We start from the raw sequence: 25,019 nt of genomic DNA, 5'->3' as shown, positions 1-25,019 counted from the left end.
AACCAACAGGGGTGGGCTAGGCAGCTTAGCATGCCCGCTTGTCATGGCGGGCAGGGACGTTGTTGCAGAAAGCGTTCGCATTCGGCATCGGTGAAGGGGCGCGTGAGGCGGGCGCGTAGTTGCGCTTCGAGCGCGGTCGCGTCGAGCGGATAGAGGTGGATGCGCTTGTCGCCGCCGGCGGTCGCGAGGACGCGGCCGTCGGGGCTGAAGGCGATGTCGTTCACTTGCGCGCTCTGCACGGGCAGCGCAAAGAGCTCGGCGCCGCTTGCGACGTCCCACAGGCGCGCGGTCTTGTCCCAGCTGGCGCTGGCGAGTTGATGGCCATCAGGGCTGAAGGCGACGGCGCTGACGGCACCTCCGTGTCCCGCGAGGCTGCGCAGCAGCTTGCCGTCGCCGAGCTCCCACAGACGGATCGTGCGATCGGCGCCAGCGCCGGCCAGCAGGCGCCGGTCGGGACTGAACGCGACATCGTGGATCTCGGCGCCCTGCTCCTGCAGCCGGCGCGCGAGCTTGCCGCGTTTGGCATCCCATAGGCTGACGCTGCCGTCGCTGCCCGCGGTGACGATGGTGCTGCCGTCGCGGTCGAAGAGTGCGCGGTTGATCGGCGCGCCCTTTTCACGCAGGCGGGCGATTTCGCGGCCGTTGCGCAGGCCCCACAGGCGGGCGGTGCCGTCGCGGCCGGCCGTGAGGAGTTGGGTGCCGTCGGGGCTGAAGACGGCGCTTTGCACGCGCCCGGTATGGCCGCGCAGGGTCTGCAACACGGCGCCCGTCGTCGCGTCCCAGACCATCGCGGTGCCGTCGAAGCCGGCGGTGGCGAGGCGGCTGCCGTCGGCGCTCCAGGCGACGCGGAAGACGGTGTTGCCGTGGCCTGCGAGGCGGAGCTGCGTCTTGCCGGTGCTCGCGTCCCAGACCTTGGCGAGCGTGTCGAGCGAGGCGCTCGCGAGGCGTTTGCCGTCCGGGCTGAAGGCGAGGCCGTAGATGGCGCCGGCGTGGCCGAAAGCGACGTCCCACAGGCGCACGGTGCCGTCCCAGCTGGCGGTGGCGAGGCGCGCGCCGTCGGGGGCGAAGGCGAGGCCGTGCACGTAGTCGCCGTGGCCCGCGAGCGTCATCAGCGGTTCGCATTGGACACCTTCGCGCGTGCAGCCGGCGACGTCCCACAGGCGCGCGCTGCCGTCGAAGCCGCCGGTTGCGAGATGGCTGCCGTCGGGGCTGAACGCGAGCGCATAGACGGTGTCGGCCTGCGCGGGCAGTTCGGCGACCCGTTGGCCGCTCGCGACGTCCCACAACATCGCGCTGCGGTCCTGGCTGGCAGTCGCGAGCAGGCCGCTGTCCGGGCTGAAGGCGACGCTATAGACCTTGTCGGTGTGGGCGGTCAGTACGTGCACAGTGTCGCCGCTGAGGCGATGCCAGATGCGCACCGAGGGCTCCCAACCGGCGGTCGCGATGAAGCGGCCGTCGGGGCTGAAGGCGACGGCGCGCACTTCGGCGCGGTGACCGCCCAGGTTCGTCAGCAGCGAGCCGGTCGCGACGTCCCACAGGCGGACGATCGGGTTCTGGCCGACGGTCGCGAGCACTTCGCCATCGGGGCTGAAGGCGACGCCGCGCAGCTTCCACGCCTGGCGCGGCAGTTCGCGCACGCGGGCGCCGTCGGCAGCGTTCCACAGGATCGTGCGGCCGTCGTAGCCGACTGATGCGAGGAGCGTTCCGTCGGGACTGAAGGCGAGGTCGCGCGCTTCGTCCTCATGGCCGCGCAGCACGGCGATCTCGCGGCCGCTGGCGGCATCCCATAGCCGGATCGCGCCGTCCTGGCTGGCGGCGGCGAGATGTTTGCCGTCGCCGCTGTAGGCGATCGCCTGCATGCGCTGGCCGTCGCCGCGGAGCGTCATCACGCTGCGCGAGGCGTCGAGCGCGCGCCGCGCGGCGTCCTCGGCCTGGGCGCGGACGAAGGGTTCGGCCTCATGCGTGCGGCGCAGCGCTTCGAGTGCCGCGTGGGTGCTGATCTCGGGGTCGATGTCGAGCTGGCGGAGCGCGGTCGCGACAAGCTGCACCGACAGCGCGAGCTCGGCCTTGAGCCGCCGCTGCGTGTCGGCGACCTGCTGGGCGAGCGCCGCCATGATCGCGGCGACGGCGGCGATCACCGTCGCGACGCCGAGCCCGATCGCGAGCCGCCGCAGCCGCTTCGCGATTGCTGCCTGCTCTTCGGCGCGGGCGCGGGCGGCCGCGAGTTCGCGCTCGCTCTCGGCCTGGCGCTCGGCTTCGAGATGCCGCCGCCGCCAGTCGAGGATCGCGGGCGCGAGCACGTCGTGGAAGATCTCGTACTGGTCGCCGCCAGTGTCACCGGGAGCAGCGCCGATGTGGGTCAGCACGCGCGCATCGCACAGCCGGCGCAGCACCGGCTCGACGCGGCCGGCCGCGTCGCCGGCCCAGTCCTGCAGATCGACAAGACGGCACGCGATCTTCGCGCCGGAGGGCGTCACCAGACGGTCGAAGAATTGCGCGCAGAGCTGCCGGTCGTCGGGCGTGAGCGCTGCCATCACTTCGGCGAGATGCTTTTGGGCGACCCGACGTGCTCCGCCCAGTGCGATGAAGGTGTCGAGGTGCAGCACCTGGGAGCCGGCACGCCTCTCCTCCTGCCAGATGCGCGTCATCACGAGCTGCAGGATCGCCGCGCGGATGCCTTCGCCCGCCCCGCTCCCGCCCTCGCCGCCGATCTCGTCGATCACGCGTGCGACGAGCGCGTCCTCGATCCCTACCGGCGCAGCGTCGCTATGTTCGTTGAAGACCTGAAGCGGGCGCCGGATCGCGTCCTCGGCAGCCTTCACGCCGAGATGATCGAGGCGGATCGTGTTGGCGAGCAGGTTGGGGATGCGCAGCCGAAAACGGTCGAGGCGCGACAGGCTGTCCTCGCGCAGCGAGATGAGCACGCCAAGGTCCAGCCTCGGGTGGTTGATCGCGACTGCGAGCTCGGCCTCGAAGGCGTCGCCGGCGCCTGTCCCCGGGTGGTAGAGGAAGTATTCCTCGAACTGATCGAGGATCAGCAGCACGGTGCCGCGCACCGCCCGGGCCAGCGCCGCGAAGAGCTCGTCGAGTGTGTCGCAGCCGGCGCTGGGCGCTTCGCCGGGGAAGATCTCGCGGATCGCGGCCTTCAGCGCCGCGAGGAAATCCGCGCGATGCCACTCGCGGAACACGATGACCGCCGTGCGCGGGCGCGACTTGAGCGTCGGGACGACTGCCGCAAGCAACAAGGAACTCTTGCCGACGCCGCTCGCGCCGTAGAACACCGTCAAGGGCGCGGCGAAGACGTTGGACGCCACCACCCGCTCGTCGCGCTCGCGGCCGAAGAAGTACGCGCGATCGGCCTCGGTGTAGGGCCGCAGGCCGACGTAGGGACAGGCGTCGCCGACCGAGGCTTCGGTCACGTGCGCCCTCCTTCCGCCGCCTCGCGCAGCTTGCCGACGAACTCGTCGATGTCGACGTCGAAGATGCTCACGCCGCGCGCTTCCCACAGCCGGCGTTCGAATTCCGACGGATTGCGCTGGATCGCCCACGAACGCGGCAGCTCGTCGTCGTCCGGCCCATCGCCCTGGGATTCGGTACGCATCGCCTGCTCGCGGCCGAGATTCTTCAGCACCACGCGCAGGTTCCAGTCGCGCAGGCTGTAGCCGAGGAAGAGGAAACTTTTGTCGCGGAAGTCGGCGCTGAAGAGCGAGGGCACCGCGGTGTGCGTCGTCATGCGCGACAGGAAGTCGATGTAGTCGTCCTCGGTGATGACGAAGTTGTCCCAGCGGGCCGTGTCCCGGCACACCGAGCCGTGCATCTTGTAGATCACTGTCGTGCGCGCGAGGTCGATGTCCTGTTCGAGCCGGTTGGGCTCGCGGAACTGCGGTTCGGCCGCACCCTGCGGCCACCACAGCACCGCGTTGGCGTAGTCGCGGCGGTCGGCCGGGTGGATCACGAGATCATAGGGTCGGGCGGCGGCGGTGAAGGCCTGCTCGAGCAGCGTGTCGTAGTTCGTCACGACGAACACCAGCGGCACGTCGATCGAGGCGAGGAAGTGGTGCAGCGGGCTACAGGGGTAGTCGCCGACGAGGAGCTCGCGCAGCCGCTCGCGCAGCACGCGCCGCCCGTTCATGTCGCAGTAGTAGGACGACACGGTCGCGAGATCGTCGACATCGTTCGGGCGCGTGAAGGGGAAGGAGGTCTCTTCGGCGAGCAGCCGCGACAGCTCCGCGCCGCTGGGCAGGCTCAGGGGCTTATCGGGATCCCAACACGCCCCGGCCGGGCGCGCGGCCAAGGAGGCGCCCGCCCCGAGGAAGGGCACGACGCGGCCGCGCTTGAGCCGGTTCCAGATGACACCGTAAGGGGGTTCCGCCACTGTCGCCTCCTCCCTGCTGCTGAACTATAGTTTAAGCAGGTTCGAGGTCGAAGGAGCTCATCGATGCGAGCAACGACATTCGCGATGCTGTTGTCCCTGTCGTGTGCGATACCCGTCTGGGGGCAGCCCATTCCGCCCGCGTCGAGTACGTCGCCCGCGGACGCCGGCGGGGCGGCATCGCAGAAGAAGAAGGAGCAGCCGCCGCCGAAGGACGATTCCGGCGGCCTGTGGAGTTGGACGCGTGGTGGTCGCGACAGCAACACGCGCAAGGTCGAGATGCCCGACCGTGTCGAGCGCCCGCTGCGTCCCGAGCGCCCTGAGCGACCCGATCGCGCGGGCGGAGGGTGCTGTCAGTAGATGACCCACGCCGATTGCGGGTCAACCCGCATGGACCCCCGCAGCCTCATTGCCGCACGATGGCAATCCCGACGGGACACCGAGCGCGCCCGAGATTCGAATGGGCGAATCCGTGCCTGTCATCCCCAAGCAACGTGATTGGAGACCGTCTATGCGCAAGTCCCTCACACGCATCGCCCTGTGTCTGTCCGTCCTCGGCCTCGCCGTTCCCGCACAGGCGCAATTGACCGGCACGCTGCAGAAAATCAAGGAGTCGGGCTCGATCACCGTTGGGCACCGCGAATCCTCGGTGCCCTTCTCCTACCTCGACGCCGAACAGAAACCCGTCGGCTATGCGATGGACTTGTGCGCGAAGGTCGTCGATGCGATCAAGAACGAACTGAAGATGCCGAACCTGAAGGTCAACTACCAGGCAGTGACCTCGCAGAACCGCATCCCGCTGATGCAAAACGGCACGATCGACCTGGAGTGCGGCTCGACGACGAACAGCGTCGCGCGTCAGCAGCAGGTCGGCTTCTCGGTCGCCTACTTCATCACCAGCGTGCGCATGGCGGTGCGCAAGGATTCGGGCATCAAGGACATCGGCGACCTCAGTGGCAAGCCGGTCGTGACGACCACCGGCACGACGTCCGACCAGCTCATCAAGCAGAACGAGAAGGGTAAGTCGATCGACGTGAAGAACATCTACGGCAAGGACCACGCTGACTCCTTCCTGATGGTCGAGAGCGGGCGCGCGGCGGCCTTCGTGATGGACGATATCCTGCTCGCCGGCCTGGTCGCGAACTCGAAGAACCCCGGCAACTTCGCGATCGTCGGCCCCTCGCTGCGCGACGAACCCTACGCGGTGATGATGCGCAAGGACGACGCTCCCTTCAAAGCCTTGGTCGACAAGACCCTCGTCGGCCTGATGAAGTCGGGCGAGGCGGAGAAGCTCTACAACAAGTGGTTCATGAGCCCGATCCCGCCGCGCAACGTGAACCTCAACTTCCCGATGAGCCCGGCGGTCAAGGCGGCCTTCCAGAACCCGACCGACAAGGGCGTCGAATGAACGGCAACTGAGCTTCGCGAAAGTGCGCTGCCCCGGTCGCGGGGCGGCGCTGCACGGGCAGTCGTAGTCGTCGCTCTGTCGGGGGTGCCATGAACTACCATTGGGACTGGCTGTTCTTCTTCAACGAGACCGACGACGGTCTCAAATACTACGACTGGATCCTCTCCGGGCTGGGCTGGACGACCTTCGTGTCGCTGTCGTCATTGGCGGTGGCGCTCGTCCTCGGCTCGGTGATCGGCGTGATGCGCACGACGCCCAACCGCTGGCTCGTCCGCATCGGCGACATCTACGTCGATTTCTACCGCAACATCCCGCTGATCGTTCAGCTCTTCATCTGGTTCTTCGTCGTCCCGGAGCTGGTGCCCGAAAAGCTCGGCCTGTGGATGAAGCAGGACCTGCCGGAATACGTCACTGCGATCGCCGGGCTGGGTGTCTACACCGCGGCGCGCATTGCCGAGCAGGTCAAGGCCGGCATCAACGCGCTCTCGCGCGGCCAGCGCAACGCCGGCCTCGCGCTCGGCTTCACCGAGTGGCAGACCTACCGCTACGTGCGCCTGCCGATGGCCTACCGCATCGTGCTGCCAGCGCTCACGTCGGAGGCGATGAACATCTTCAAGAACTCCGCCGTCACCTACTCGGTCGGCATCCTCGAGCTCTACTTCCAGTACAAGCAGATCATCGAGAAGACCTCGCAGGTGCTCGAGATCACGATCGTCGTGACGGCGGCCTACTTCATGCTGGCCTTCGTGATGAACCGGCTCCTCGCTTTCATCGAGGCCCGCACGCGCGTGCCGGGGCTGATCGTCGGCGGCAAGGGAGGGAAGTGACATGAGCGATTTCGACTTCGCCGTCATCGCCGCGAACTGGCGCTTCCTTGCCGAAGGACTGCGCTACACGCTGCAGGTCACCGTCACCGCGATGCTGGGCGGCATCCTCATCGGCACGGTGCTCGCATTGATGCGCCTCGGTTCGATCACGCCGCTGCGGTGGTTCGCGACCGGCTACGTCAACGTCTTCCGCAGCGTGCCGCTGGTGCAGGTGATCCTCGCCTTCTACCTCATCCTTCCGCTCGTGCTGCAGATGTTCACGGGGCGCCTAGAGCCGATCGGCGCGGCGAACTCGGCCTACTTCACCTTCACGATCTTCGAGGCCGCCTACTATTCCGAGATCATGCGCTCGGGCATCCAGTCGGTGCCGCGCGGGCAGGTCGGCGCGGGCTATGCGCTCGGCTTCACCTACGGCCAGACGATGCGCTACGTCGTGCTGCCGCAGGCCTTCCGCAACATGGTGCCGGTGCTGCTGACGCAGACAATCATCCTGTTCCAGGACATCTCGCTCGTGTATGCGATCGGCGCGACGGACTTCTTCGGCGCCGCCGACAAGATCACCCAGCGCGACCTGCGCCCGGTCGAGATGTACACGACGGTCGCGGTGGTCTATTTCATCATCTGCTTCACGCTGTCGCGTCTGGTCAAGAAGCTGCAATCCCGCATCGCCATCATCCGCTAAGTCACCGGAGCCTCCGACGATGATCGAGATCAAGAACGTTTCGAAATGGTATGGCGACTTCCAGGTGCTCACCGATTGCACGACCAAGGTCGACAAGGGCGAGGTCGTCGTCGTGTGCGGGCCGTCGGGTTCGGGCAAGTCCACGTTGATCAAGTGCGTCAATGCGCTCGAACCCTTCCAGAAAGGCAGCATCGTCGTCAATGGCATCGCCATCGAAGATCCGAAAACCAACCTGCCCAAGCTGCGTGCCAAGGTCGGGATGGTGTTCCAGAATTTCGAGCTCTTCCCGCACATGACGATCACCGACAACCTCGCGATCGCGCAGATCAAGGTGCTCGGCCGCGGCCGTGAGGAGGCGGTCGACAAGGGACTGAAGCTGCTCGACCGCGTCGGGCTGAAGGCCCATGCGGCGAAGTTTCCGGGCCAGCTGTCGGGGGGCCAGCAGCAGCGCGTTGCGATCGCGCGGGCGCTCGCGATGGACCCGATCTGCATGCTCTTCGACGAGCCGACCTCCGCGCTCGACCCCGAGATGGTCAACGAGGTGCTCGACGTGATGGTCCAGCTCGCCCACGAAGGCATGACGATGATGTGCGTCACGCACGAGATGGGCTTCGCGCGCAAGGTCGCCAATCGCGTGATCTTCATGGATCGCGGCGCGATCGTCGAGGATGCGGCGAAGGAGGACTTCTTCGGCCAACCGCGTTCCGAGCGCGCCCAGGCCTTCCTCGCGAAGATTCTTAGCCACTGAGTACCGGTTTCCCGGTGATGCACAGAGCATCGATCCGACATACACTGAGTGCATGAAGGCGGCCTGCGGGGCCGCCCGCGATGATGCGATGAGGTCGGCGATGCTCAAGGCGCTCGTGCTGTTGCTCGTGCTTGCGGTGCTCGTTCGCGCGCTCGTTGCCTGGGGTGGTGCGAGATGGCGCACGGCCACGCGCGGCCTCGAAGCCCGCCTCGATTCGGTCGGCGCCGCGCCTCCCGGGCCTACGGTGGCCGATCTGGTGGCGCTGGCAGCGCTTCCGGCGCCGGTGCAGCGCTATCTGAGGGCAGCGATGCGCGACGGCGAGCCGATCGTTGCCGCGGCTTGGCTGGAGCAGGCCGGCACCTTCAATCTCGCTGACGATGGCAACCGCTGGAAGACCTTTACCGCGGTCGAGCGCGTCGTGACGCGTCGCCCGGGTTTCATCTGGAATGCTAGCATCGCGATGCTGCCGGGGCTGGGCGTGCGCGTGCACGACGCTTACATCGGCGGCATAGGGCTGTTGCGGGCGGATCTGTTCGGGCTCGTCCCGCTCGCCGGCCAGGCGGGCACGCCCGGTCTTGCCCAGGGAGAGCTGATGCGCTTTCTCGCCGAAGCCGCGTGGTACCCGACGGCCCTGCTGCCGGGACAAGGGGTGCGCTGGGAGGCGGTCGACGACCGCTCGGCGCGGGCGACGCTGCAGGACGGCGACACCGAGGTGTCGCTGCTTTTCCACTTCGACGGCGAGGACCTGATCGAAAGCGTCCGTGCCGAGGCGCGCGACCGTCTCGTCGACGGCGCGGTTGTGCCGATGGCGTGGGAAGGGCACTGGCGCGACTACCAGTGGCGCGACGGCCTGCGCATCCCGCTCGAAGGCGAGGTCGCGTGGGTGCTGCCCGACGGCCCGCGGCCCTACTGGCGCGGGCGCGTCATGGCGGTGCGCTATGACCGGGCGCGGTGCCGGGCCGGCGTCATACCTTCTTCAGATAGCACGCTTTCAGCATGACGTTGCCGGCGTCCATCTTGCAGTCGACCTCGTGATCGCGGGTTTCTATCGGAGGGAAGCAAACATGACGATCGAGCGCAAACCGATTCGACGCGGCGGCATCCGCTCGGCCGGGTACGACCGGGGCAGCCGCATCCTGGAAATCGAATTCGACAACGGCAGCATCGTGCAGCACAGCGGCGTCGGCGAGGAGATCGCGCGCCGCTTCCTCGCGAGCGGTTCGCCCGCGAGTTACTACCGCGACAATATCGAGGACGAATTCACCAGCAAGCGAGTCAAGTGAGTGCTCGCGCCCGGCGGCTGCCGCTCAGCTCGTGGTGTCGGGCAGGTGCAGGTGGAAGGGGCCGGTCTCGCTGCGACGCGCGTTGATCAGCACCTCGCTCAGCTCGATCACCGGCTTGATGTCGGTGTAGTTCGGGATGTCGCCCATGATCTCGGCTTCGTGGGGCGCGAGCGCGGCGGCGAACTCATCGATCGAATTGAAGAAGAGATGGCACACGGCCGCATACAGCGGCTCTGAACCCGGCTCCTCGCCGGAAATGCCGCGGTCGACGGCGATGCCCTGGCAGGCGTCGCCGAGCCTGTCCTTCACCATCGGCATATGCTGGTTGCAGTAATAGGTGAAGTCGAAACGGTTGTCCGGGCTGTAGGGGTAGTAAACGCTCACCTTGATCACGACGCGGTCCTCCATAATGGTGTCGGCGGATGGCGGGGGCACGACCCCCGTTCTCGTGCAACGCGCACGCATGCAGCATTTGCAATGTAGCGCAGCGGTGACGCCGCGTCTTGCGCGATCGCGTAACGACCGGTTTGCCGATGGCATCGATCTTCGGGAGCGTCATGGAGCTGAAGTGGCTTGAGGATTTTCTGAGTCTCGCGGAAACGGGCAGCTTCTCCCGCTCGGCAGAACAGCGTCATGTAACACAGCCTGCCTTCTCACGCCGTATCCGCGCGCTTGAGAGCTGGCTCGGCGTGGCACTCATCGACCGCAGTACTTATCCGACGACGCTCACGTCGGCGGGCGAAGTCTTCAAGAGCAGTGCGACCGACCTCGTCGCCCGCGTGCATTCGGCGCGCGCCCAGGCGCGCAGCCAGTTGCCCGAATCGCCGGGCGACCTCGTCTTCGCCGTGCCGCACACGCTCGCCTTCGCGTTTTTCCCGCGCTGGCTGGCGGGGCTGATGGGGGAGTTCGGCGACATCGGTTCGCGGCTCGTCGCGGGCAACGTGCACGACGCGGTGATGACGCTCGTCGAAGGCGGTTGCGATCTCCTGCTGTGCTACCACCACCCGGCCTACCCGGTGTGGCTCGATCCGGCGCGTTTCGAGGGACTCACCCTCGGCGTCGAGTCGGTGCGCCCTTATGCCCCGCGCACGAACCGCGGCACGCCGCGCTGGTCGCTGCCGGGCCGCGCCGACGCGCCCATTCCCTATCTCGGCTACGGCCCTGGCGCCTACCTGCGGCGCATGGTCGATTGCATTCTCGACGCGCAGGACGAGCCGGTGCATCTCGCGCGCCACTATGAAACGGACATGGCCGAGAGCCTCAAGGCGATGATGCTTGCCGGCCATGGGCTCGCCTTCCTGCCATCCAGCGCCGTCGCGCGCGAACTCGAACGCGGCGAAGTCGTCGTCGCGGGCGATGCGCGCTGGTCACTCGAAATGGAAGTCCGCCTCTACCGCAGCCGCCACGGCGCGAACCGCGAAGTCGAGCGGCTGTGGCAGTACCTCGTCGAGCGCGAGGCCTGAGCGTCGTTTCGTCCGTCCACGGAAGGCTTTCTGCAAGGTTATGCGCGCAACGCATAACCTTGTGAGGCAACGGCATACGCCTGTTCGACGGATCGCGCAGAATGCGCACAGTCCGCTATCGAGCACCCAAATGCTATTTCGACACCATGACGTGTACATTGCACACGGACCGCCCCGCCCCTAGGCCGCATCCCGCGGCCCCGCGCTGAATCCGCCTTTTTCGCAGCAGCTTTCCGGACGGCCCACAAGGCCATCCGCGGGCCTTCTCACGCCCGAACTTTCATGACGCAGGCAAGTACCACAATTCGAACCGGAGGACACACATGACTGGCATGCACACCCCCCTCAACGACACCAGCCGCCTCGGCGGCCTGTCCTACCTCAACCCGCTCGCCCCCGAACCCTGGGCGAGCTTCGTCGAGCAGATCGAGCGCGTGCGCCCGCACCTCGGTTCGCTCGAACGCTGGGTCGAGACGCTGATCCGCCCGAAGCGCACGCTGATCGTCGATGTACCGATCGAGCGTGACGACGGCACGGTCGCGCACTACGAGGGCTACCGGGTGCAGCACAACCTGTCGCGCGGTCCCGGCAAGGGCGGCATCCGCTTCCACCCCGACGTCACGCTGAACGAAGTGATGGCGCTCGCGGGCTGGATGACGATCAAGAACGCCGCGGTGGGTCTGCCTTTCGGCGGCGCCAAGGGCGGGGTGCGGGTTGATCCGGGAAGTGTCAGCAAGGGCGAACTGCAGCGCATCACGCGTCGCTTCACCTCCGAGATCGGGGTGATCATCGGGCCGGACCGCGACATCCCGGCGCCCGACGTCGGCACCAACGCGATGACGATGGCCGTGATGATGGACACCTTCTCGATGAACCGCGGCGGTACCGCGACCGGTGTCGTCACCGGCAAGCCGATCGCGCTCGGCGGCTCGCTCGGCCGTCATGAAGCGACCGGCCGCGGCGTGTTCATCACCGCCCGCGAGGCGGCGCGCCACCAGCAGATCCCGCTCGAAGGCGCACGTGTGGTGGTGCAGGGCTTCGGCAACGTTGGCGGCATCGGCGCGCGTATGTTCCACGACGCCGGCGCCCGCGTGATCGCGGTCTCCGACCACACGGCGATCCTCGTGAACCACGGCGGCATCGACATTCCCGCCGCGCTCGCCCACGTCGCCGCGAACGGCGGGCTGGCGGGCTTCGCCGGCGCCGACACGATCGACGCCGAGGCGTTCTGGGGGCTCGAATGCGAGTTCCTCGTGCCTGCTGCGCTGGAAGGCCAGATCACCGCCGAGCGCGCCGAGCGCATCCGCGCGCGCATCGTCGTCGAAGGCGCCAACGGCCCGACGACCCCGGCGGCCGACGACATCCTGCGCGAGCGCGGCGTGCTCGTCGTGCCGGACGTGCTCGCCAACGCCGGCGGCGTGACCGTGTCCTACTTCGAATGGGTGCAGGACTTCTCGAGCTTCTTCTGGACCGAGGACGAGATCAACGCGCGCCTCGAGCGCATCATGGTCAGCGCCTTCGATGCGATCTGGAAGATCGCCCAGGAGAAGGCCATCTCGCTGCGCACCGCGGCCTTCGTCGTCGCCTGCCACCGCGTGCTCGAAGCCCGCGCCGAGCGCGGCCTGTACCCCTAATCCGCGAGCGCTCGCCGCACCTGACGCGCAGATGACGAAAATGTAATCTGCGCGACAGCCCAAAGTCCTCCGGTGCCACCTATGATGAAATCATCAGAGGCACCGGAGGACGATCATGGACTCCCCGCACCCCCTCAGTCGCGCGACACGTGAAGGCACGCCGCCTGGCCGGCCGGCCCGCCGCACGCCCCGGGTATTCGGCGTCTTCGTCGCGATCGCCGCCGTGCTGCTCGCCTTCGAGCACCGCGCCCACCTCTTGGGCATCCTGCCCTGGCTCTTCCTGCTGGCCTGTCCACTGATGCATCTGTTCATGCATCACGATCACGGCGCTCATGGACATCGACACGATGCGAGCAAGGGGGGCGACACATGAACGCCCCCGACTCCGCCAACGTTCGGCTTCCTGCTGCAGTGACCGACGCTCGTGGCGCTCGTGGCGCTCGTGGCGCTCGTGGCGCTCGTGACGCTCGCGATGTTCCCGGTGCTCCTCGTCGCCCCGTGCGCGTTGCGTCGCGCGAAGAGCGCCAGGCGGCTGCGGTTTTGGGTAAAAACTGGCCGCTTATGGGTGGTTAAATGACTGCGTTTTGACAGAAATGGCATCAGATACGCGAATTTTCTTCGTTTTCAGGAGATAAATCATGAAGTCCGTTCTGACGATCCTCGCCCTCTCCCTCGCAGCGGCTTGGCCTGCCTGGGCCGAAGACGCTCACCATCCGGACACCGCTGCGGCCGGTGCCGCCGTCACGCCCGCTTTCGTCGCCGCACCCGAAAAGACGGTGCAGAAGATGCGCGACAACGCCGCGAAGATGCAATCCCAGCTCGACGCGCTGGCCGCTGCGAAGACGCCCGAGGAGCGGCAGAGACTGCTGATGGAGCACATGGAGACGATGCGCGAGAACATGATGCTCGGCCATCAGATGGCCGGCGGTGAAGGCGGCCCGATGAGCTGCGACATGATGGGCGGCACGGGCATGATGCATGGCGGCGGGATGATGATGGGCAGGGAAGCTGCAGGCACCTCGCCGGGCGCGATGGCCGAACGCATGCATCAGATGGAAAAACGCATGGACATGATGCAGATGATGATGGAGCGGATGGCCAAGCCAGCCGGCAAGGCCGCGGTGAAATGACGTTTCCCGCGGCCTCCCCCGGGGGCCGCGATGAGGAGCGAAACGCCATGCTCGACAAGGTCAAGGATTGCTTGCGAAGGCTGCGTGCGTGGATGGCCGAGAACGAGCGTCTCCACCGCAACGCGAAGCCGGGCGCCTGCTGCAGCTCGCCCTCGTCGGTGTACGCGGCGCGCTCGCGCCCGAAGGGAGGGGCGGATCATGAGTGAGAACGATCGAAAGCCCAATCACGCGGATTCGGGCCACGAGCATCCTGGACATCACGCGCATCCAGCCCATCCGCCCGCAGCCGGCGCGGCGGATGGGCTGACTGACCCCGTCTGCGGCATGGCGGTGAAGCCGGATTCGCCGCACCACCTGCAAATCGAAGGCGTCGAGTACGGCTTCTGCAGCGCGCACTGCCTCGAGAAATTCCGCGCCGACCCGGCGCGTTACACGCTTCCGGCGCCTGCGACGGACGGGCCCGGCCACGAACACGCCCATGCGCACGAGCATCGTCACGAACACGCCCAGGCCGGCCCAGGTGCCCCGCCGGAGGCCGCCCCGGGCGCGGAATACACCTGCCCGATGCACCCCGAGGTGCGCCAGATCGGCCCCGGCACCTGCCCCAAGTGCGGCATGGCGCTCGAACCGGTGATGCCGGAACTGGAGGAAGGCGCGAATCCCGAGCTCGCCGACTTCCGGCGCCGCTTCTGGTGGCCGCTGCCGGCGACGGTCCTCGTCACCGTGATCGCGATGTCGGGCGGAATCTTCGATCCGCTGCTCGGTGCGGCGCGGCCGTGGGTCGAGCTGCTGCTCGCGACCCCCGTCGTGCTATGGGGGGGCTGGCCCTTCTTGGTGCGCTGGGCACAGTCGATCGTCCATCGCAGCCCTAACATGTGGACGCTGATCGGCACCGGTGTGCTGGCCGCCTACGGCTACAGCCTTGTCGCGACACTCGTGCCCGGCCTCTTCCCCGAATCCTTCCGCATGGGCGGTCACGTCGCGGTGTACTTCGAGGCGGCAGCGGTGATCGTCTCGCTGACGCTACTCGGGCAGGTGCTCGAGCTGAAGGCGCGATCCGAGACCGGTGCCGCGATCAAGGCGCTGCTCGGCCTCGCGCCGAAGACCGCGCGCCGCCTCAATGTCGACGGCAACGAGGAGGACATCCCCCTGACCCATGTCCATCTCGGCGACCGCTTGCGGGTGCGCCCGGGCGAGAAGGTGCCCGTCGATGGGCTCGTGCTCGAAGGTGCGAGCGCGGTCGACGAGTCGATGCTGACTGGCGAGCCGATGCCGGTGTCGAAGGCGGCGGGCGACCGCGTGATCGGTGCGACGCTCAACACCAGTGGCGCGCTCGTGATGCAGGCCGAGAAGATCGGCTCGCAGACCGTGCTCGCGCAGATCGTGCAGATGGTCGCGCAGGCCCAGCGCTCGCGCGCACCGATGCAGCGGATGGCCGACCGCGTCGCGGGCTGGTTCGTCGTGACGGTGGTGACGATCGCATTGCTGACGCTTTTCGGCTGGGGCCTCTTCGGGCCTGAGCCTTCGTGGGCCTATGGCGTGATCAACGCCGTCGCGGTGCTGATCATCGCCTGCCCGTGCGCGTTGGGCCTCGCGACGCCGATGTCGGTGATGGTCGCGACCGGCCGAGCGGCGGGTGAGGGCGTGCTCTTCCGCGACGCCGCGGCGATCGAGCGCCTGCGTGACGTCGACACGCTGATCGTCGACAAGACCGGCACCTTGACCGAAGGGCGACCGGTCTTCCATTCGGCGCTCGGCGCGCCGAGCTGGGAAGAGGACGTGGTGCTGCGCATTGCCGCTAGCCTCGACCAGGGCAGCGAACATCCGCTCGCCCACGCAATCGTCGCGGAAGCACGCAGACGGGGGCTGGCGCTCGCGGCCCCGGAAGACTTCGAGTCGTCGTCGGGTATCGGCGTGCGCGGGGTCGTCGACGGCCGCCGCGTCGTCCTCGGCAACAGCGTGTTGATGGACGAAGAGGGCATCGTGTGGAAGCCGCTCGCGGGCCAGGCCGAGGCGCTGCGTCATGAAGGGGCGAGCGTGATGTTCCTCGCCGTCGACCGGGTGCCCGTCGGCCTCGTTGCCTTGGCCGACCCGATCAAGGCAACGACTGCCGAAGCCTTGCGCGAGCTGCGCGAACACGGCATCGCCCGCATCGTGATGGCGACCGGGGATGGATTCACGACGGCGCGCGCGGTCGGCGAGCGCCTCGGCATCGAGGAGGTGATGGGCGAGGTCAAGCCGCAGGACAAGGACGCCCTCGTCGCGAAGCTGCAGGGCGAAGGCCGGGTCGTCGCGATGGCCGGCGACGGCATCAACGACGCGCCGGCACTCGCGCGCGCGGACGTCGGCATCGCGATGGGCACCGGCACGGACGTCGCGATGTCGAGCGCTCAGCTCACGCTGGTCAAGGGAGATCTTCGCGGCATCGCGGCGGCGCGCCGCATCTCGGCCGACACGGTGCGCAACATGCATCAGAACCTCGCCTTCGCCTTCGTCTACAACGCACTCGGCGTCCCCCTCGCAGCCGGCCTGCTGTACCCCTTCACCGGCCTACTGCTGTCGCCGATGGTCGCTGCGCTCGCGATGAGCGCAAGCTCGGTCTCAGTCGTCAGCAACGCGCTGCGCCTGAGGGGCGGCCGGCTTACCCGTTCCTAATGTCCTCGCCGTCATTCGGGGGGCCGTCGCGACGCATACAGGATACAAGGGCAAGACCAGGTGCATTTTTCGCCGCGCCGCGCGTTCTGCCTTGCGGCATAGGAGATGGCATCTATAGTTAAGGGGAATATTCCGTTCGCCTTTGGATTCCGTCACTGTGCCGCTCAGGGAGAGAGTCGATGGTCCGCACGTCACCGTTCCGAAGACACTCCCCCTGTGACGGACGAATGATGGCGATGGCGCGCGTTGCCCGCATCCTGCCGCTGGCGGCATGCCTGCTGACAGTGCCTGTATCGACGGTTGCGGCCGACGCCGTCACGCGCCGCGAAACCTCGCTGTCGCTGCGCGCCTGCCAACCGCCCGCGCGCGCCCTCGTGCGCGACTACCAGCGGCGCGGGCTCGGCGTCGTGCGCTGTCCTGCGCCGCGCGGCTTCAGTCTCCTTTTCGTGTCCTCGGATGCCAACTCCTGGCTCGACCTCCGACGCGGCGCGAGCACCTGGAGCGCGCAGCACGCCGTCGTGAACCGCCGCGGCGCCGGCAATTCCCCGAATGTCACCGGCTTGGTTCTCTGGCTGCGCGACGTGCAGGGCTGGCGCGGGCTCGTGTTCACAGTCGGTTCGCGCGACGAGAGCGACGAGCGGCGTCTCGCCTATTTCGCCGTGCGCACCGATCCGTCACGCATCTGTCTGCTCGGCACTTTCGACGGCCGCAGCGAGGCCGAGGCGGCAGTGATGTCACGGCGGCCTTGCGTCCAGGAGCGCGGCGCAGCCGGATGATGGCGATACCTGTGATGGGCAGGGCGACATCGGGAGAAGTCGCTATAACCGCTCCGTATTCCGGGTAGGTCATCCATAACAGTTGCTAGCAACATTACTGGAACCGCGGTATCGGCAAGTTTCCCGCTTCCATCCAGAATTTCTGATCACGTTGGCATTGCGATGGCAAAACCATCGGCATCAAGGGTAGTACCAAAATCACTACACGAGGAGACTGGAAATGGAGAATGCAGCGAACGACAGCGTCTGTATCGACAAGCCGCAGTGCGCACCGATCGATCTGCCGGAAGTGCACGGATTGCCGTGGGACCAGCAGGTCGAGGCGGCGCACGCGTGGCAGGCGGCGGGCGGCAACGTCGATGAGGCCGCCGAGGTGGAGGCTGAAGCGGAAGGCTATCTGCCGACGATGCGCACCATCACGCGGATGAACACGGTGCTGGTGTCGCTGCGCGAGCAGCTGCAGCAGATCCAGATCGAGGCCGCGAATGTCGCGATCGTCGAGCTGTCGCTGCGCGAGGCCGCAACGTCCGAGATGCCCCATGTCGAGGACGCATTTTCCCCGCTGCACCCCGAGCAGCTCCAGCAGTTCGACGCGCTCGCGGCGTCCTGCTTCGAGCTGTTGTCCTCCGCGCAGGCGACGCTCGCGGCCGTCCCGGGCTTTCTTCCGAACAGCGTGCGAACCGTGCGCCGCCCCCAGGCCGCCCTGGCCTGAAGCCGCTTGACCCTTTCTTAGTGGCCGGGCCCGCCCGTCGGGCCCATTTCCGGCATCAGCTCCGCGATCGGCTCGCGCAGCCAGCGGTTGCCCGCGCGACGGAATCCGCTGTCCCTGCCTTCCGCAATTCATTCACTTTCCGTTCACCTTCAGGGGCGTAGCGTGAAGTCCTGAGATCCCACTCAGGAGAACTTCAGATGCGCCCGAATCTCGTCACGATCGCCGCGATCGCAGTCGTCGCCCTCAGCGCGACCGCGGCTTCGGCAAGCCGGGCCGGCTCTACCGACCTTCCTGCGAACAATGGCCCCGTGGCGATTGAAGCCGCCCGGGGCTGGCGACCCGACGAGCGCGTTCGGATCGGCATGGACGACATCCGCGGCGCGATCATCGCCGTGCAATCCGCACGGCCGGACGCTGCCCAGCTCGAAAACCTCGGTCACAAGATCGAATCGCGGGTCACGCCGCTGATTGCCTGCTGCACCGGCAGCACGGCCGCGGAACGCCATCTCCACATGCTGCTCGCCGAGATGGCCGACGGCACCGATCTGATGCGCCGCGCGGCCAACGTCGAGGGCCGGCGCATGGGGCTACTGAAAGTCATGCAGGCCCTCAACCTGTACGGCGTCCTGTTCCAGCACCCCGGATGGCGCCCGCTCGACGAAGCAATCGTTTCCACGCGCTGACCCCCGCAGCCGTTGCAGCCAGCCCAACTCCACTCACTTCACAGCGAGGAATCCATCAAATGACGAACCGAATTTCCAGACAAGCACTGATCGCCCAAGCCATCGCAGCAGCAGTCGCCCTATCGGCCGTGCCTACGGCATTTGCCGCCTCCGGCCACGAACACGCAGCCCATGCGCCGACGCTGAGGCTCAACGCCGGCGCAAAGTGGCAAACCGACGCCCCCCTGCGCGAAGGCATGTCGAAGATCCGCGCGGACGTCGAGCGCACGCTCCCGTCGGTCCACTCCGGCCAGCTCACCGCCGGGCAATATGCGGCGCTCGGCAAGGCGATCGAGACCCAGCTTGCTTACATCGTCGGCAACTGCAAGCTCGCGCCCGAGGCCGATGCGGTGCTCCATGGCGTGGTCCTCAGCTTGTCCGAGGGCGCCGACATCCTGACCGGCAAGCGCGCAGCCGACGACCGTACTGTTGGTGTCCAGCAGGTCGTTGCGGCCCTCGACAACTACGGGCGCTATTTCGACCACCCGGGATGGACACGGGTCGCCGCCTCGTAAGCGAAGCAGTCCTCATCCGACGAAGCCCGGCGCCCCTCGCCCGGGCCTCGGCCAGGAGCCCCAAGCCTCGGAATCGCTTCCGATCTCGCCACAACTCCGCCGCCCGCCGGCCTTTCGCGCGATACATCGCTTGGCCGGCGTTTATCGACTGCTTGCAAATGAAAGCGCAAGTCACTGTTTGTTAGTCTTTTTTTTGTGAAACATAAGCGGGAAACACTAGTCATGTGCACTGCAACAGCGTAAAATTCCGCCCCTTCCTGCTTCATCCGCGCCGGGGTGCGCCATGCTCTATCCCTCCCGTTTCGATGTCATCGTCGTCGGTGGCGGCCATGCCGGCACTGAAGCCGCCCTCGCGTCCGCCCGCATGGGCGCGAAGACGCTGCTGCTCACGCACAACATCGAAACCCTCGGCCAGATGAGTTGCAACCCATCGATCGGCGGTATCGGCAAAGGTCACCTCGTCAAGGAAGTCGATGCGCTGGGCGGTGCGATGGCCGCCGCCACCGACGAAGGCGGCATCCAGTTCCGCATCCTCAATGCCAGCAAGGGGCCCGCGGTTCGCGCCACCCGCGCCCAGGCCGACCGCGTGCTCTACAAGGCCGCGATCCGTCACCGCCTCGAAAACCAGCCCAACCTGTGGCTCTTCCAGCAGGCCGTCGACGACATCACCGTCGTCGGCGACCGCGTCACGGGTGTGGTCACGCAGATCGGCCTCGTCTTCGAAGCGCCCGCCGTCGTCCTGACCGCCGGCACCTTCCTCAACGGCCTGATCCACGTCGGCCTCGAACACTACTCTGCCGGCCGCGCCGGCGACCCCCCGGCGATCTCGCTCGGCCAGCGCCTCAAGGAACTCAAGCTCCCGCAAGGCCGCCTGAAGACCGGCACCCCCCCGCGCCTCGACGCCCGCACGATCGATTTTTCGGTGATGCAGGAGCAGCCCGGCGACGACCCCGTGCCGGTATTCAGCTTCCTCGGCTCGGCCGCCCAGCATCCGGCACAGCTGCCCTGCTGGATCACGCACACCAACGCGCGCACCCACGACATCATCCGCGCCAACCTCGATCGCTCGCCGATGTACTCCGGCGTCATCGAAGGCGTCGGCCCGCGCTACTGCCCGTCGATCGAAGACAAGATCCACCGCTTCGCCGACAAGGACAGCCACAACATCTTCCTCGAGCCCGAAGGCCTCACGACGCACGAGATCTACCCCAACGGGATCTCCACGTCCTTGCCCTTCGACGTCCAGCTCGCCGTCGTCCGTTCGATCAGCGGCCTCGAGAACGCCCACATCCTGCGCCCTGGCTACGCGATCGAATACGACTACTTCGACCCGCGCAACCTCAAGTCGAGCCTCGAAACCAAGACCTTCCACGGCCTCTTCTTCGCTGGCCAGATCAATGGCACCACCGGCTACGAAGAAGCCGCCGCGCAAGGCCTGCTCGCCGGCGCGAACGCCGCGCTGCAAGTGCAGGGCCGCGAAGCCTGGTGCCCGCGCCGCGACGAAGCCTACCTCGGCGTCCTCGTCGACGACCTCATCACTCGCGGTGTGGCCGAGCCCTACCGCATGTTCACGTCGCGCGCGGAATACCGCCTGAGCCTGCGCGAAGACAACGCCGACCTGCGCCTCACCGAAAAGGGCCGCGAACTGGGCCTCGTCGACGACATCCGCTGGGAAGCCTTCTGCCGCAAACGTGAAGCGATCGAGCGCGAAACCGCACGCCTGAAAGCCACCTGGGCGCATCCCGATCGCATCCCCGCCGAAGAGGCCGAACGGGTGCTCGGCAAGGCGCTGGAGCGCGAATACCGCTTCTTCGAACTGCTGCGCCGCCCGAACACCCGCTACGAAGACCTGATGGCGCTTCCCGGTGCGCCCGAATCGCCCGAAAGCGACCCGCAAGTTATCGAGCAGATCGAGATTGCCGCGAAATACCAGGGCTACATCGATCGCCAGCAGGACGAGGTCGCGAAGCAATTGCAGGCCGAATCCACGCGCTTGCCCGCCGACCTCGACTACGCCGACGTGCGTGGCCTGTCGAAGGAAGTGCAGCAGAAGCTCAACCAGCACAAGCCCGAGACCATCGGCCAGGCCGGCCGCATCCAGGGCGTCACGCCGGCCGCGATCTCGCTGCTTCTCGTGTGGTTGAAGCGCCGCGACCTCGCCGCGCGCGTGCGCAACGGCGGCGGCGACACGCAGGCCCGGTCCGCATGAGCGCAATGACCCTCGAACGCGGCCTCGCCGAGCTTTGCCTGGACTTCTCACCCGAAGTCCAGGCAAAGCTCCTCGCTTTCGCTGCGCTGCTTCAGAAGTGGAACAAGGTCTACAACCTGACCTCGATCCGCGACGCCGGCCAGGTGCTGACCCACCACCTGCTCGACTCGCTCGCGATGCTCCCTCATCTCAGCGGCATCGCCCGCCTCGCCGACGTAGGCTCCGGCGGCGGGCTTCCCGGCATCCCGCTCGCGATCGCGACGCAATCGCGTGAACCTGCGCTCGCGATCTCGTCGATCGAAACCGTCAACAAGAAGGCCACCTTCCAGCAGCAGGCCAAGATCGAGCTCGGCCTCGGCAACTTCACCGTGCTCAACGAGCGCGTCGAAAACGTTCGTCCCGCCGTCCCTTTCGACGCCGTCATCTCGCGCGCCTTCTCGGAATTGACCGATTTCGTGACCCTCACGGCGCACCTGCTGCGTCCCGGTGGACGTTTTCTTGCCATGAAGGGCGTGTATCCTGATGACGAAATCGCACGCCTGCCGTCCGCCTTCCGGGTGGTCGAGGTGCGGCAGTTGACGGTGCCGGGACTCGGCGCCGAACGTCACCTGATCATCCTGGAACATAACTGAATGGCTCGAATCTTCTGCGTTGCCAACCAGAAGGGTGGGGTCGGCAAGACCACCACCTGCGTGAACCTCGCAGCCGCCCTCAAGCTCGCCGGACAGCGCACCCTGCTCGTCGACCTCGACCCGCAGGGCAACGCCACGATGGGGAGCGGCATCGACAAGCGCACGCTCGAAAAATCCGTCTACCACGTGCTCGTCGGCCTCGCGACGATTGACGAAGCGCGCGTCAGCTCGCCGACCGGCGGCTACGACGTCCTGCCCGCCAACCGCGACCTCGCCGGTGCCGAAGTCGAGCTCGTCGACCTCGAACGCCGCGAAAACCGCCTGCGCGACGCATTCAAGCAGTTCGATGCCGACTACGACTTCGTCCTCGTCGACTGCCCGCCCTCGCTGTCGATGCTCACCCTCAATGGTCTGTGTGCCGCTGACGGCGTCGTCATCCCGATGCAGTGCGAGTACTACGCCCTCGAAGGCCTGTCCGACCTCGTGAACACCATCAAGAAGGTCCACGCCAACCTCAACCGCGAGCTCAAGGTCATCGGCCTGCTGCGCGTCATGTTCGACCCGCGCATGACCTTGCAGCAGCAGGTCTCGGCCCAGCTCGAAAGCCATTTCGGTGACAAGGTGTTCCGCGCCATCGTGCCGCGCAACGTGCGACTGGCCGAAGCCCCCAGCCACGGCATGCCCGGCGTCGTCTTCGACAAGGCCGCCAAGGGCGCGCTCGCCTACCTGGCTTTCGCCAAAGAAATGATCGAACGCGTGAAAACGCTGTGATGCCAACCCGGATGCACAGGCAACGCCCATGACCCGACCCAAACTCAAAGGCCTCGGCCGCGGCCTTGACGCGCTGCTCGCCGCCAATAGCGACGACGAAGCGGCAGGTGAGTTGCAGACGCTCGCCGTCGCCGAACTGCAACCGGGCAAGTACCAACCGCGCACGCGCATGGATCCGGGCTCGCTCGAAGAGCTCGCCGCGTCGATCAAGGCCCAGGGCGTGATGCAGCCCATCCTGGTGCGCCCCGTCAACGGTTCGCGCTACGAGATCATCGCCGGCGAGCGCCGTTGGCGCGCCGCGCAGATCGCCGAACTCCCCGACGTCCCCTGTCTCGTGCGCGAGATCCCCGACGAAGCCGCGCTCGCGATGTCGCTGATCGAGAACATCCAGCGCGAGGACCTCAATCCGCTCGAGGAGGCGAACGGCATCCAGCGCCTGATCGACGAATTCAGCATGACCCACCAGCAGGCCGCCGACGCCGTCGGCCGCTCGCGCCCGGCGGCGTCCAACCTGCTGCGCCTCCTGAACCTCGCGCGCCCGGTGCAGGAGCTCCTGATGGCCGGCGACATCGACATGGGGCACGCACGCGCGATATTGCCGCTCGACGGCGCCCATCAGATCCAGCTCGCCAACCAAGTCGCCGCCCGCGGCCTGTCCGTGCGCGACACCGAACGCCTCGTGCAGCAGATCATCCAGCCGCGCCCGAAGAAGACGCCGCCCCCGCCCGACCGCGACCTGCAAAGGCTCGAAGAGGAGCTCGCCGATACGATCGGCGCGACCGTCCGCATCAAAACGGGTCGCAAGGGCGCCGGGGAGTTGAAGATCAGCTTCGGCAGCCTCGACCAGCTCGACGGCGTGCTCGCGCGCCTGCGTGGCACGTCGGAATAAGGTGAGTTGCTGGTCACATTCGAAGGTCGAATGGCTTTCCGGTACGAAATAGTGCCTATCTTGTATAAGATGCAGGACTTGGCGGCGGCGGTATGTTGCAGCGCCATAGTTATTTGACTTTGTTACGGTTAACCCCTAGTATTCACGCAATTTTTGAGGCGGTCAGCGCCCAGTAGGGCAGCGCGACGCGGATCCATGCTGAAAGTGGTTTTCCTGCAGTTTTGCGCAACGATCGCGGCGACGGCCATTGCGGCCGTTTTTTTCGGCCATGCCGGAGCAATCTCCGCCGGACTCGGGGGGATGGCCTGCGCGGTGCCGAGCGGATTATTCGCGTTGCGGCTGCATCTGACAGCGCAGCGCGGCGGGTCACAACATGTGGCCGTTTTTTTTGTCGGCGAGCTCTTCAAGATCGCGTCGATCGTGGGATTGTTGGTGCTGGTCGGGCTGCTGTATGAGAGCGTCCATTGGGGGGCGTTGTTCCTCGGCCTGATCTTGGCGCTGAAGGCGAATTTATTTGCATTTTTGGTGAAGACCTAACATGACTACAGAAGCACTGACCTCTGGCGAGTACATCGTCCACCACCTGACGCACTTCAACACCACCGGCCACGCGCAGAAGGCGGTCATCGACTGGAGCGTCATCAACGTCGATACCATTTTCTTCTCGGTTCTGCTGGGCGTCGTCGCGCTGTTCTTCCTGATCCGCGCCGCCAACAAGGCGACCTCCGGCGTGCCGGGCCGCTTCCAGGCTGCTGTCGAAATCCTCGTCGAAATGGTCGCCGACCAGGCCAAGGGCATCGTGCATAGCGCCGAGTCGCGCAAGTTCGTCGCTCCGGTCGCGCTGACGGTGTTCCTGTGGATCTTCCTGATGAACTCGATGGACTTCCTGCCCGTCGATCTGCTGCCGCGCATCTGGGCGACCGCTTCGGGCAACGAGCACGCCTTCCTGCGCGTCGTGCCGACGGCCGACCTGAACGGCACGCTGGGCATGTCGATCGGCGTGCTGCTGCTCTGTCTCTACTACAACATCAAGATCAAGGGTGTGTCCGGCTGGGTGCATGAACTCTTCACCGCGCCGTTCGGCAGCCACCCGGTGCTGTACCCGATCAACTTCCTGATGCAGATGATCGAGTTCCTCGCCAAGACCGTCTCGCACGGCATGCGACTGTTTGGCAACATGTACGCCGGCGAACTGATCTTCATGCTGATCGCGCTGCTCGGCGGTACCGCCACCGCGTTCGGTTTCATCGGTCACGTGGTCGCCGGCTCGATCTGGGCGGTGTTCCACATCCTGATCGTTGCGCTGCAGGCCTTCATCTTCATGATGCTGACCCTGGTGTACATCGGGCAGGCGCACGAAAGCCACTAAGTTTCTTTCTTCGTAGCAACTAGTTTCTTTTTAACTTCAATCTTTACCTAAGGAGTCGTCATGGAAAACATTCTCGGTCTCGTCGCGCTGGCTGCTGGTCTGATCATCGGTCTGGGTGCTATCGGTGCTTGTATCGGTATCGGCATCATGGGTTCCAAGTACCTCGAAGCCTCGGCCCGTCAGCCTGAGCTGATGAACGCGCTGCAAACCAAGATGTTCCTG

General features: G+C 66.5%; 27 protein-coding genes. 24 read left to right on the top strand and 3 right to left on the bottom strand.

The window, feature by feature from the left end; translation table 11 throughout:
- Nucleotides 1-41: 41 nt before the first annotated feature.
- Together VJ673_RS13985 and VJ673_RS13980 are read right to left on the bottom strand one after the other, a co-directional pair.
- Nucleotides 42-3,419, bottom strand: a complete 3,378-nt coding sequence (locus tag VJ673_RS13985) for a WD40 repeat domain-containing protein (RefSeq protein ID WP_324126740.1) — start codon at nt 3,417-3,419, stop codon at nt 42-44.
- Complete coding sequence (locus VJ673_RS13980; protein WP_324126739.1) at nt 3,416-4,375, bottom strand: SIR2 family NAD-dependent protein deacylase; 960 nt, start codon at nt 4,373-4,375, stop codon at nt 3,416-3,418. The genes VJ673_RS13985 and VJ673_RS13980 overlap by 4 nt, the downstream gene beginning before the upstream one ends.
- 63 nt (nt 4,376-4,438) lie before the next feature.
- Between VJ673_RS13980 and VJ673_RS13975 the strand changes: the two genes are divergently transcribed.
- The 7 genes from VJ673_RS13975 to VJ673_RS13945 all read left to right on the top strand — a co-directional run bounded on the left by VJ673_RS13975 (nt 4,439) and on the right by VJ673_RS13945 (nt 9,320).
- The gene (locus tag VJ673_RS13975) at nt 4,439-4,732 is read left to right on the top strand and encodes a hypothetical protein (protein ID WP_324126738.1); all 294 of its coding nucleotides are present in this window, start codon (nt 4,439-4,441) and stop codon (nt 4,730-4,732) included.
- 151 nt (nt 4,733-4,883) lie between these two features.
- Entirely contained in the window at nt 4,884-5,780 is an 897-nt protein-coding gene (locus VJ673_RS13970) for a transporter substrate-binding domain-containing protein (RefSeq protein WP_324126737.1), read from the top strand.
- A gap of 89 nt (nt 5,781-5,869) precedes the next feature.
- On the top strand, nt 5,870-6,607 hold the full coding sequence (locus tag VJ673_RS13965) for an amino acid ABC transporter permease (protein ID WP_324126736.1): 738 nt from the start codon (nt 5,870-5,872) through the stop codon (nt 6,605-6,607).
- Between the two features lies 1 nt (nt 6,608).
- Nucleotides 6,609-7,289 carry an amino acid ABC transporter permease gene (locus VJ673_RS13960; RefSeq protein WP_324126735.1) on the top strand — a complete coding sequence of 227 codons (681 nt, stop codon included), beginning with the start codon at nt 6,609-6,611 and terminating at the stop codon, nt 7,287-7,289.
- A gap of 19 nt (nt 7,290-7,308) precedes the next feature.
- The gene (locus VJ673_RS13955; RefSeq protein WP_324126734.1) at nt 7,309-8,037 is read left to right on the top strand and encodes an amino acid ABC transporter ATP-binding protein; all 729 of its coding nucleotides are present in this window, start codon (nt 7,309-7,311) and stop codon (nt 8,035-8,037) included.
- A 100-nt stretch (nt 8,038-8,137) separates the two neighbouring features.
- On the top strand, nt 8,138-9,037 hold the full coding sequence (locus tag VJ673_RS13950) for a DUF6920 family protein (protein WP_324126733.1): 900 nt from the start codon (nt 8,138-8,140) through the stop codon (nt 9,035-9,037).
- Between the two features lie 64 nt (nt 9,038-9,101).
- On the top strand, nt 9,102-9,320 hold the full coding sequence (locus VJ673_RS13945; RefSeq protein ID WP_324126732.1) for a KTSC domain-containing protein: 219 nt from the start codon (nt 9,102-9,104) through the stop codon (nt 9,318-9,320).
- 24 nt (nt 9,321-9,344) lie between these two features.
- Here VJ673_RS13945 and VJ673_RS13940 read toward each other — a convergent pair whose 3' ends face one another.
- Nucleotides 9,345-9,755, bottom strand: a complete 411-nt coding sequence (locus VJ673_RS13940) for an EthD family reductase (RefSeq protein WP_324126731.1) — start codon at nt 9,753-9,755, stop codon at nt 9,345-9,347.
- A 68-nt stretch (nt 9,756-9,823) separates the two neighbouring features.
- On the opposite strand from VJ673_RS13940, the gene VJ673_RS13935 reads away from it, so the two are divergent.
- The 17 genes from VJ673_RS13935 to atpE form a co-directional block, all read left to right on the top strand.
- On the top strand, nt 9,824-10,783 hold the full coding sequence (locus VJ673_RS13935) for a LysR family transcriptional regulator (RefSeq protein WP_324126730.1): 960 nt from the start codon (nt 9,824-9,826) through the stop codon (nt 10,781-10,783).
- A 323-nt stretch (nt 10,784-11,106) separates the two neighbouring features.
- Nucleotides 11,107-12,417, top strand: coding sequence for a Glu/Leu/Phe/Val family dehydrogenase (locus tag VJ673_RS13930; RefSeq protein WP_324126729.1), 1,311 nt, complete (start codon nt 11,107-11,109; stop codon nt 12,415-12,417).
- Between the two features lie 115 nt (nt 12,418-12,532).
- Complete coding sequence (locus VJ673_RS13925) at nt 12,533-12,790, top strand: DUF2933 domain-containing protein (protein WP_324126728.1); 258 nt, start codon at nt 12,533-12,535, stop codon at nt 12,788-12,790.
- Nucleotides 12,791-13,055: 265 nt separating this feature from the next.
- Nucleotides 13,056-13,547 (top strand): hypothetical protein, encoded by a 492-nt coding sequence (locus VJ673_RS13920; protein WP_324126727.1) that lies wholly within the window; start codon nt 13,056-13,058, stop codon nt 13,545-13,547.
- Nucleotides 13,548-13,594: 47 nt separating this feature from the next.
- Nucleotides 13,595-13,753: a hypothetical protein gene (locus VJ673_RS13915; protein WP_324126726.1), complete on the top strand. Its 159-nt coding sequence runs from the start codon at nt 13,595-13,597 to the stop codon at nt 13,751-13,753.
- Nucleotides 13,746-16,202, top strand: coding sequence for a heavy metal translocating P-type ATPase (locus VJ673_RS13910; protein WP_324126725.1), 2,457 nt, complete (start codon nt 13,746-13,748; stop codon nt 16,200-16,202). The genes VJ673_RS13915 and VJ673_RS13910 overlap by 8 nt, the downstream gene beginning before the upstream one ends.
- A gap of 236 nt (nt 16,203-16,438) precedes the next feature.
- Nucleotides 16,439-16,978, top strand: a complete 540-nt coding sequence (locus VJ673_RS13905; protein ID WP_324126724.1) for a hypothetical protein — start codon at nt 16,439-16,441, stop codon at nt 16,976-16,978.
- A 220-nt stretch (nt 16,979-17,198) separates the two neighbouring features.
- Nucleotides 17,199-17,690, top strand: coding sequence for a hypothetical protein (locus tag VJ673_RS13900; protein WP_324126723.1), 492 nt, complete (start codon nt 17,199-17,201; stop codon nt 17,688-17,690).
- Between the two features lie 197 nt (nt 17,691-17,887).
- Nucleotides 17,888-18,373: a hypothetical protein gene (locus VJ673_RS13895; protein WP_324126722.1), complete on the top strand. Its 486-nt coding sequence runs from the start codon at nt 17,888-17,890 to the stop codon at nt 18,371-18,373.
- Between the two features lie 59 nt (nt 18,374-18,432).
- A complete protein-coding gene (locus VJ673_RS13890) occupies nt 18,433-18,927 on the top strand; it encodes a hypothetical protein (RefSeq protein WP_324126721.1) in 495 nt (164 codons plus the stop codon).
- 283 nt (nt 18,928-19,210) lie between these two features.
- Nucleotides 19,211-21,136: a tRNA uridine-5-carboxymethylaminomethyl(34) synthesis enzyme MnmG gene (mnmG, locus tag VJ673_RS13885; protein WP_324126720.1), complete on the top strand. Its 1,926-nt coding sequence runs from the start codon at nt 19,211-19,213 to the stop codon at nt 21,134-21,136.
- Nucleotides 21,133-21,768, top strand: coding sequence for a 16S rRNA (guanine(527)-N(7))-methyltransferase RsmG (gene rsmG, locus VJ673_RS13880; RefSeq protein WP_324126719.1), 636 nt, complete (start codon nt 21,133-21,135; stop codon nt 21,766-21,768). The genes mnmG and rsmG overlap by 4 nt, the downstream gene beginning before the upstream one ends.
- Nucleotides 21,769-22,539, top strand: coding sequence for a ParA family protein (locus VJ673_RS13875; protein WP_324126718.1), 771 nt, complete (start codon nt 21,769-21,771; stop codon nt 22,537-22,539). It begins immediately after the preceding gene.
- A 28-nt stretch (nt 22,540-22,567) separates the two neighbouring features.
- Nucleotides 22,568-23,428 carry a ParB/RepB/Spo0J family partition protein gene (locus VJ673_RS13870; RefSeq protein WP_324126717.1) on the top strand — a complete coding sequence of 287 codons (861 nt, stop codon included), beginning with the start codon at nt 22,568-22,570 and terminating at the stop codon, nt 23,426-23,428.
- 195 nt (nt 23,429-23,623) lie between these two features.
- The gene (locus VJ673_RS13865; protein ID WP_324126716.1) at nt 23,624-23,965 is read left to right on the top strand and encodes an ATP synthase subunit I; all 342 of its coding nucleotides are present in this window, start codon (nt 23,624-23,626) and stop codon (nt 23,963-23,965) included.
- Nucleotide 23,966: 1 nt separating this feature from the next.
- A complete protein-coding gene (gene atpB, locus VJ673_RS13860) occupies nt 23,967-24,797 on the top strand; it encodes a F0F1 ATP synthase subunit A (RefSeq protein WP_324126715.1) in 831 nt (276 codons plus the stop codon).
- 60 nt (nt 24,798-24,857) lie between these two features.
- A partial coding sequence (gene atpE / locus VJ673_RS13855; RefSeq protein WP_324126749.1) for a F0F1 ATP synthase subunit C occupies nt 24,858-25,019 on the top strand: 162 nt, incomplete at its 3' end.

Origin of the sequence: Aromatoleum sp. (assembly GCF_035254505.1) — a bacterium.
Classification (GTDB): domain Bacteria; phylum Pseudomonadota; class Gammaproteobacteria; order Burkholderiales; family Rhodocyclaceae; genus Aromatoleum.
The sequence above is the reverse complement of the archived record's forward strand: the minus strand, read 5'-3'. Positions and strand labels throughout refer to the sequence as shown.

What these genes read in the sequence shown, in the direction of transcription:
- VJ673_RS13975 (WP_324126738.1), top strand. Translation starts at nt 4,439, where the DNA reads ATGCGAGCAACGACATTCGCGATGCTGTTGTCCCTGTCGTGTGCGATA.
- VJ673_RS13890 (WP_324126721.1), top strand. Translation starts at nt 18,433, where the DNA reads ATGACGAACCGAATTTCCAGACAAGCACTGATCGCCCAAGCCATCGCA.
- VJ673_RS13920 (WP_324126727.1), top strand. Translation starts at nt 13,056, where the DNA reads ATGAAGTCCGTTCTGACGATCCTCGCCCTCTCCCTCGCAGCGGCTTGG.
- VJ673_RS13945 (WP_324126732.1), top strand. Translation starts at nt 9,102, where the DNA reads ATGACGATCGAGCGCAAACCGATTCGACGCGGCGGCATCCGCTCGGCC.
- VJ673_RS13930 (WP_324126729.1), top strand. Translation starts at nt 11,107, where the DNA reads ATGACTGGCATGCACACCCCCCTCAACGACACCAGCCGCCTCGGCGGC.
- VJ673_RS13895 (WP_324126722.1), top strand. Translation starts at nt 17,888, where the DNA reads ATGCGCCCGAATCTCGTCACGATCGCCGCGATCGCAGTCGTCGCCCTC.
- VJ673_RS13950 (WP_324126733.1), top strand. Translation starts at nt 8,138, where the DNA reads ATGCTCAAGGCGCTCGTGCTGTTGCTCGTGCTTGCGGTGCTCGTTCGC.
- VJ673_RS13865 (WP_324126716.1), top strand. Translation starts at nt 23,624, where the DNA reads ATGCTGAAAGTGGTTTTCCTGCAGTTTTGCGCAACGATCGCGGCGACG.
- VJ673_RS13905 (WP_324126724.1), top strand. Translation starts at nt 16,439, where the DNA reads ATGGCGCGCGTTGCCCGCATCCTGCCGCTGGCGGCATGCCTGCTGACA.
- VJ673_RS13910 (WP_324126725.1), top strand. Translation starts at nt 13,746, where the DNA reads ATGAGTGAGAACGATCGAAAGCCCAATCACGCGGATTCGGGCCACGAG.
- VJ673_RS13955 (WP_324126734.1), top strand. Translation starts at nt 7,309, where the DNA reads ATGATCGAGATCAAGAACGTTTCGAAATGGTATGGCGACTTCCAGGTG.
- VJ673_RS13960 (WP_324126735.1), top strand. Translation starts at nt 6,609, where the DNA reads ATGAGCGATTTCGACTTCGCCGTCATCGCCGCGAACTGGCGCTTCCTT.
- VJ673_RS13900 (WP_324126723.1), top strand. Translation starts at nt 17,199, where the DNA reads ATGGAGAATGCAGCGAACGACAGCGTCTGTATCGACAAGCCGCAGTGC.
- mnmG (WP_324126720.1), top strand. Translation starts at nt 19,211, where the DNA reads ATGCTCTATCCCTCCCGTTTCGATGTCATCGTCGTCGGTGGCGGCCAT.
- rsmG (WP_324126719.1), top strand. Translation starts at nt 21,133, where the DNA reads ATGAGCGCAATGACCCTCGAACGCGGCCTCGCCGAGCTTTGCCTGGAC.
- VJ673_RS13925 (WP_324126728.1), top strand. Translation starts at nt 12,533, where the DNA reads ATGGACTCCCCGCACCCCCTCAGTCGCGCGACACGTGAAGGCACGCCG.
- VJ673_RS13870 (WP_324126717.1), top strand. Translation starts at nt 22,568, where the DNA reads ATGACCCGACCCAAACTCAAAGGCCTCGGCCGCGGCCTTGACGCGCTG.
- VJ673_RS13965 (WP_324126736.1), top strand. Translation starts at nt 5,870, where the DNA reads ATGAACTACCATTGGGACTGGCTGTTCTTCTTCAACGAGACCGACGAC.
- VJ673_RS13875 (WP_324126718.1), top strand. Translation starts at nt 21,769, where the DNA reads ATGGCTCGAATCTTCTGCGTTGCCAACCAGAAGGGTGGGGTCGGCAAG.
- VJ673_RS13970 (WP_324126737.1), top strand. Translation starts at nt 4,884, where the DNA reads ATGCGCAAGTCCCTCACACGCATCGCCCTGTGTCTGTCCGTCCTCGGC.
- VJ673_RS13915 (WP_324126726.1), top strand. Translation starts at nt 13,595, where the DNA reads ATGCTCGACAAGGTCAAGGATTGCTTGCGAAGGCTGCGTGCGTGGATG.
- atpB (WP_324126715.1), top strand. Translation starts at nt 23,967, where the DNA reads ATGACTACAGAAGCACTGACCTCTGGCGAGTACATCGTCCACCACCTG.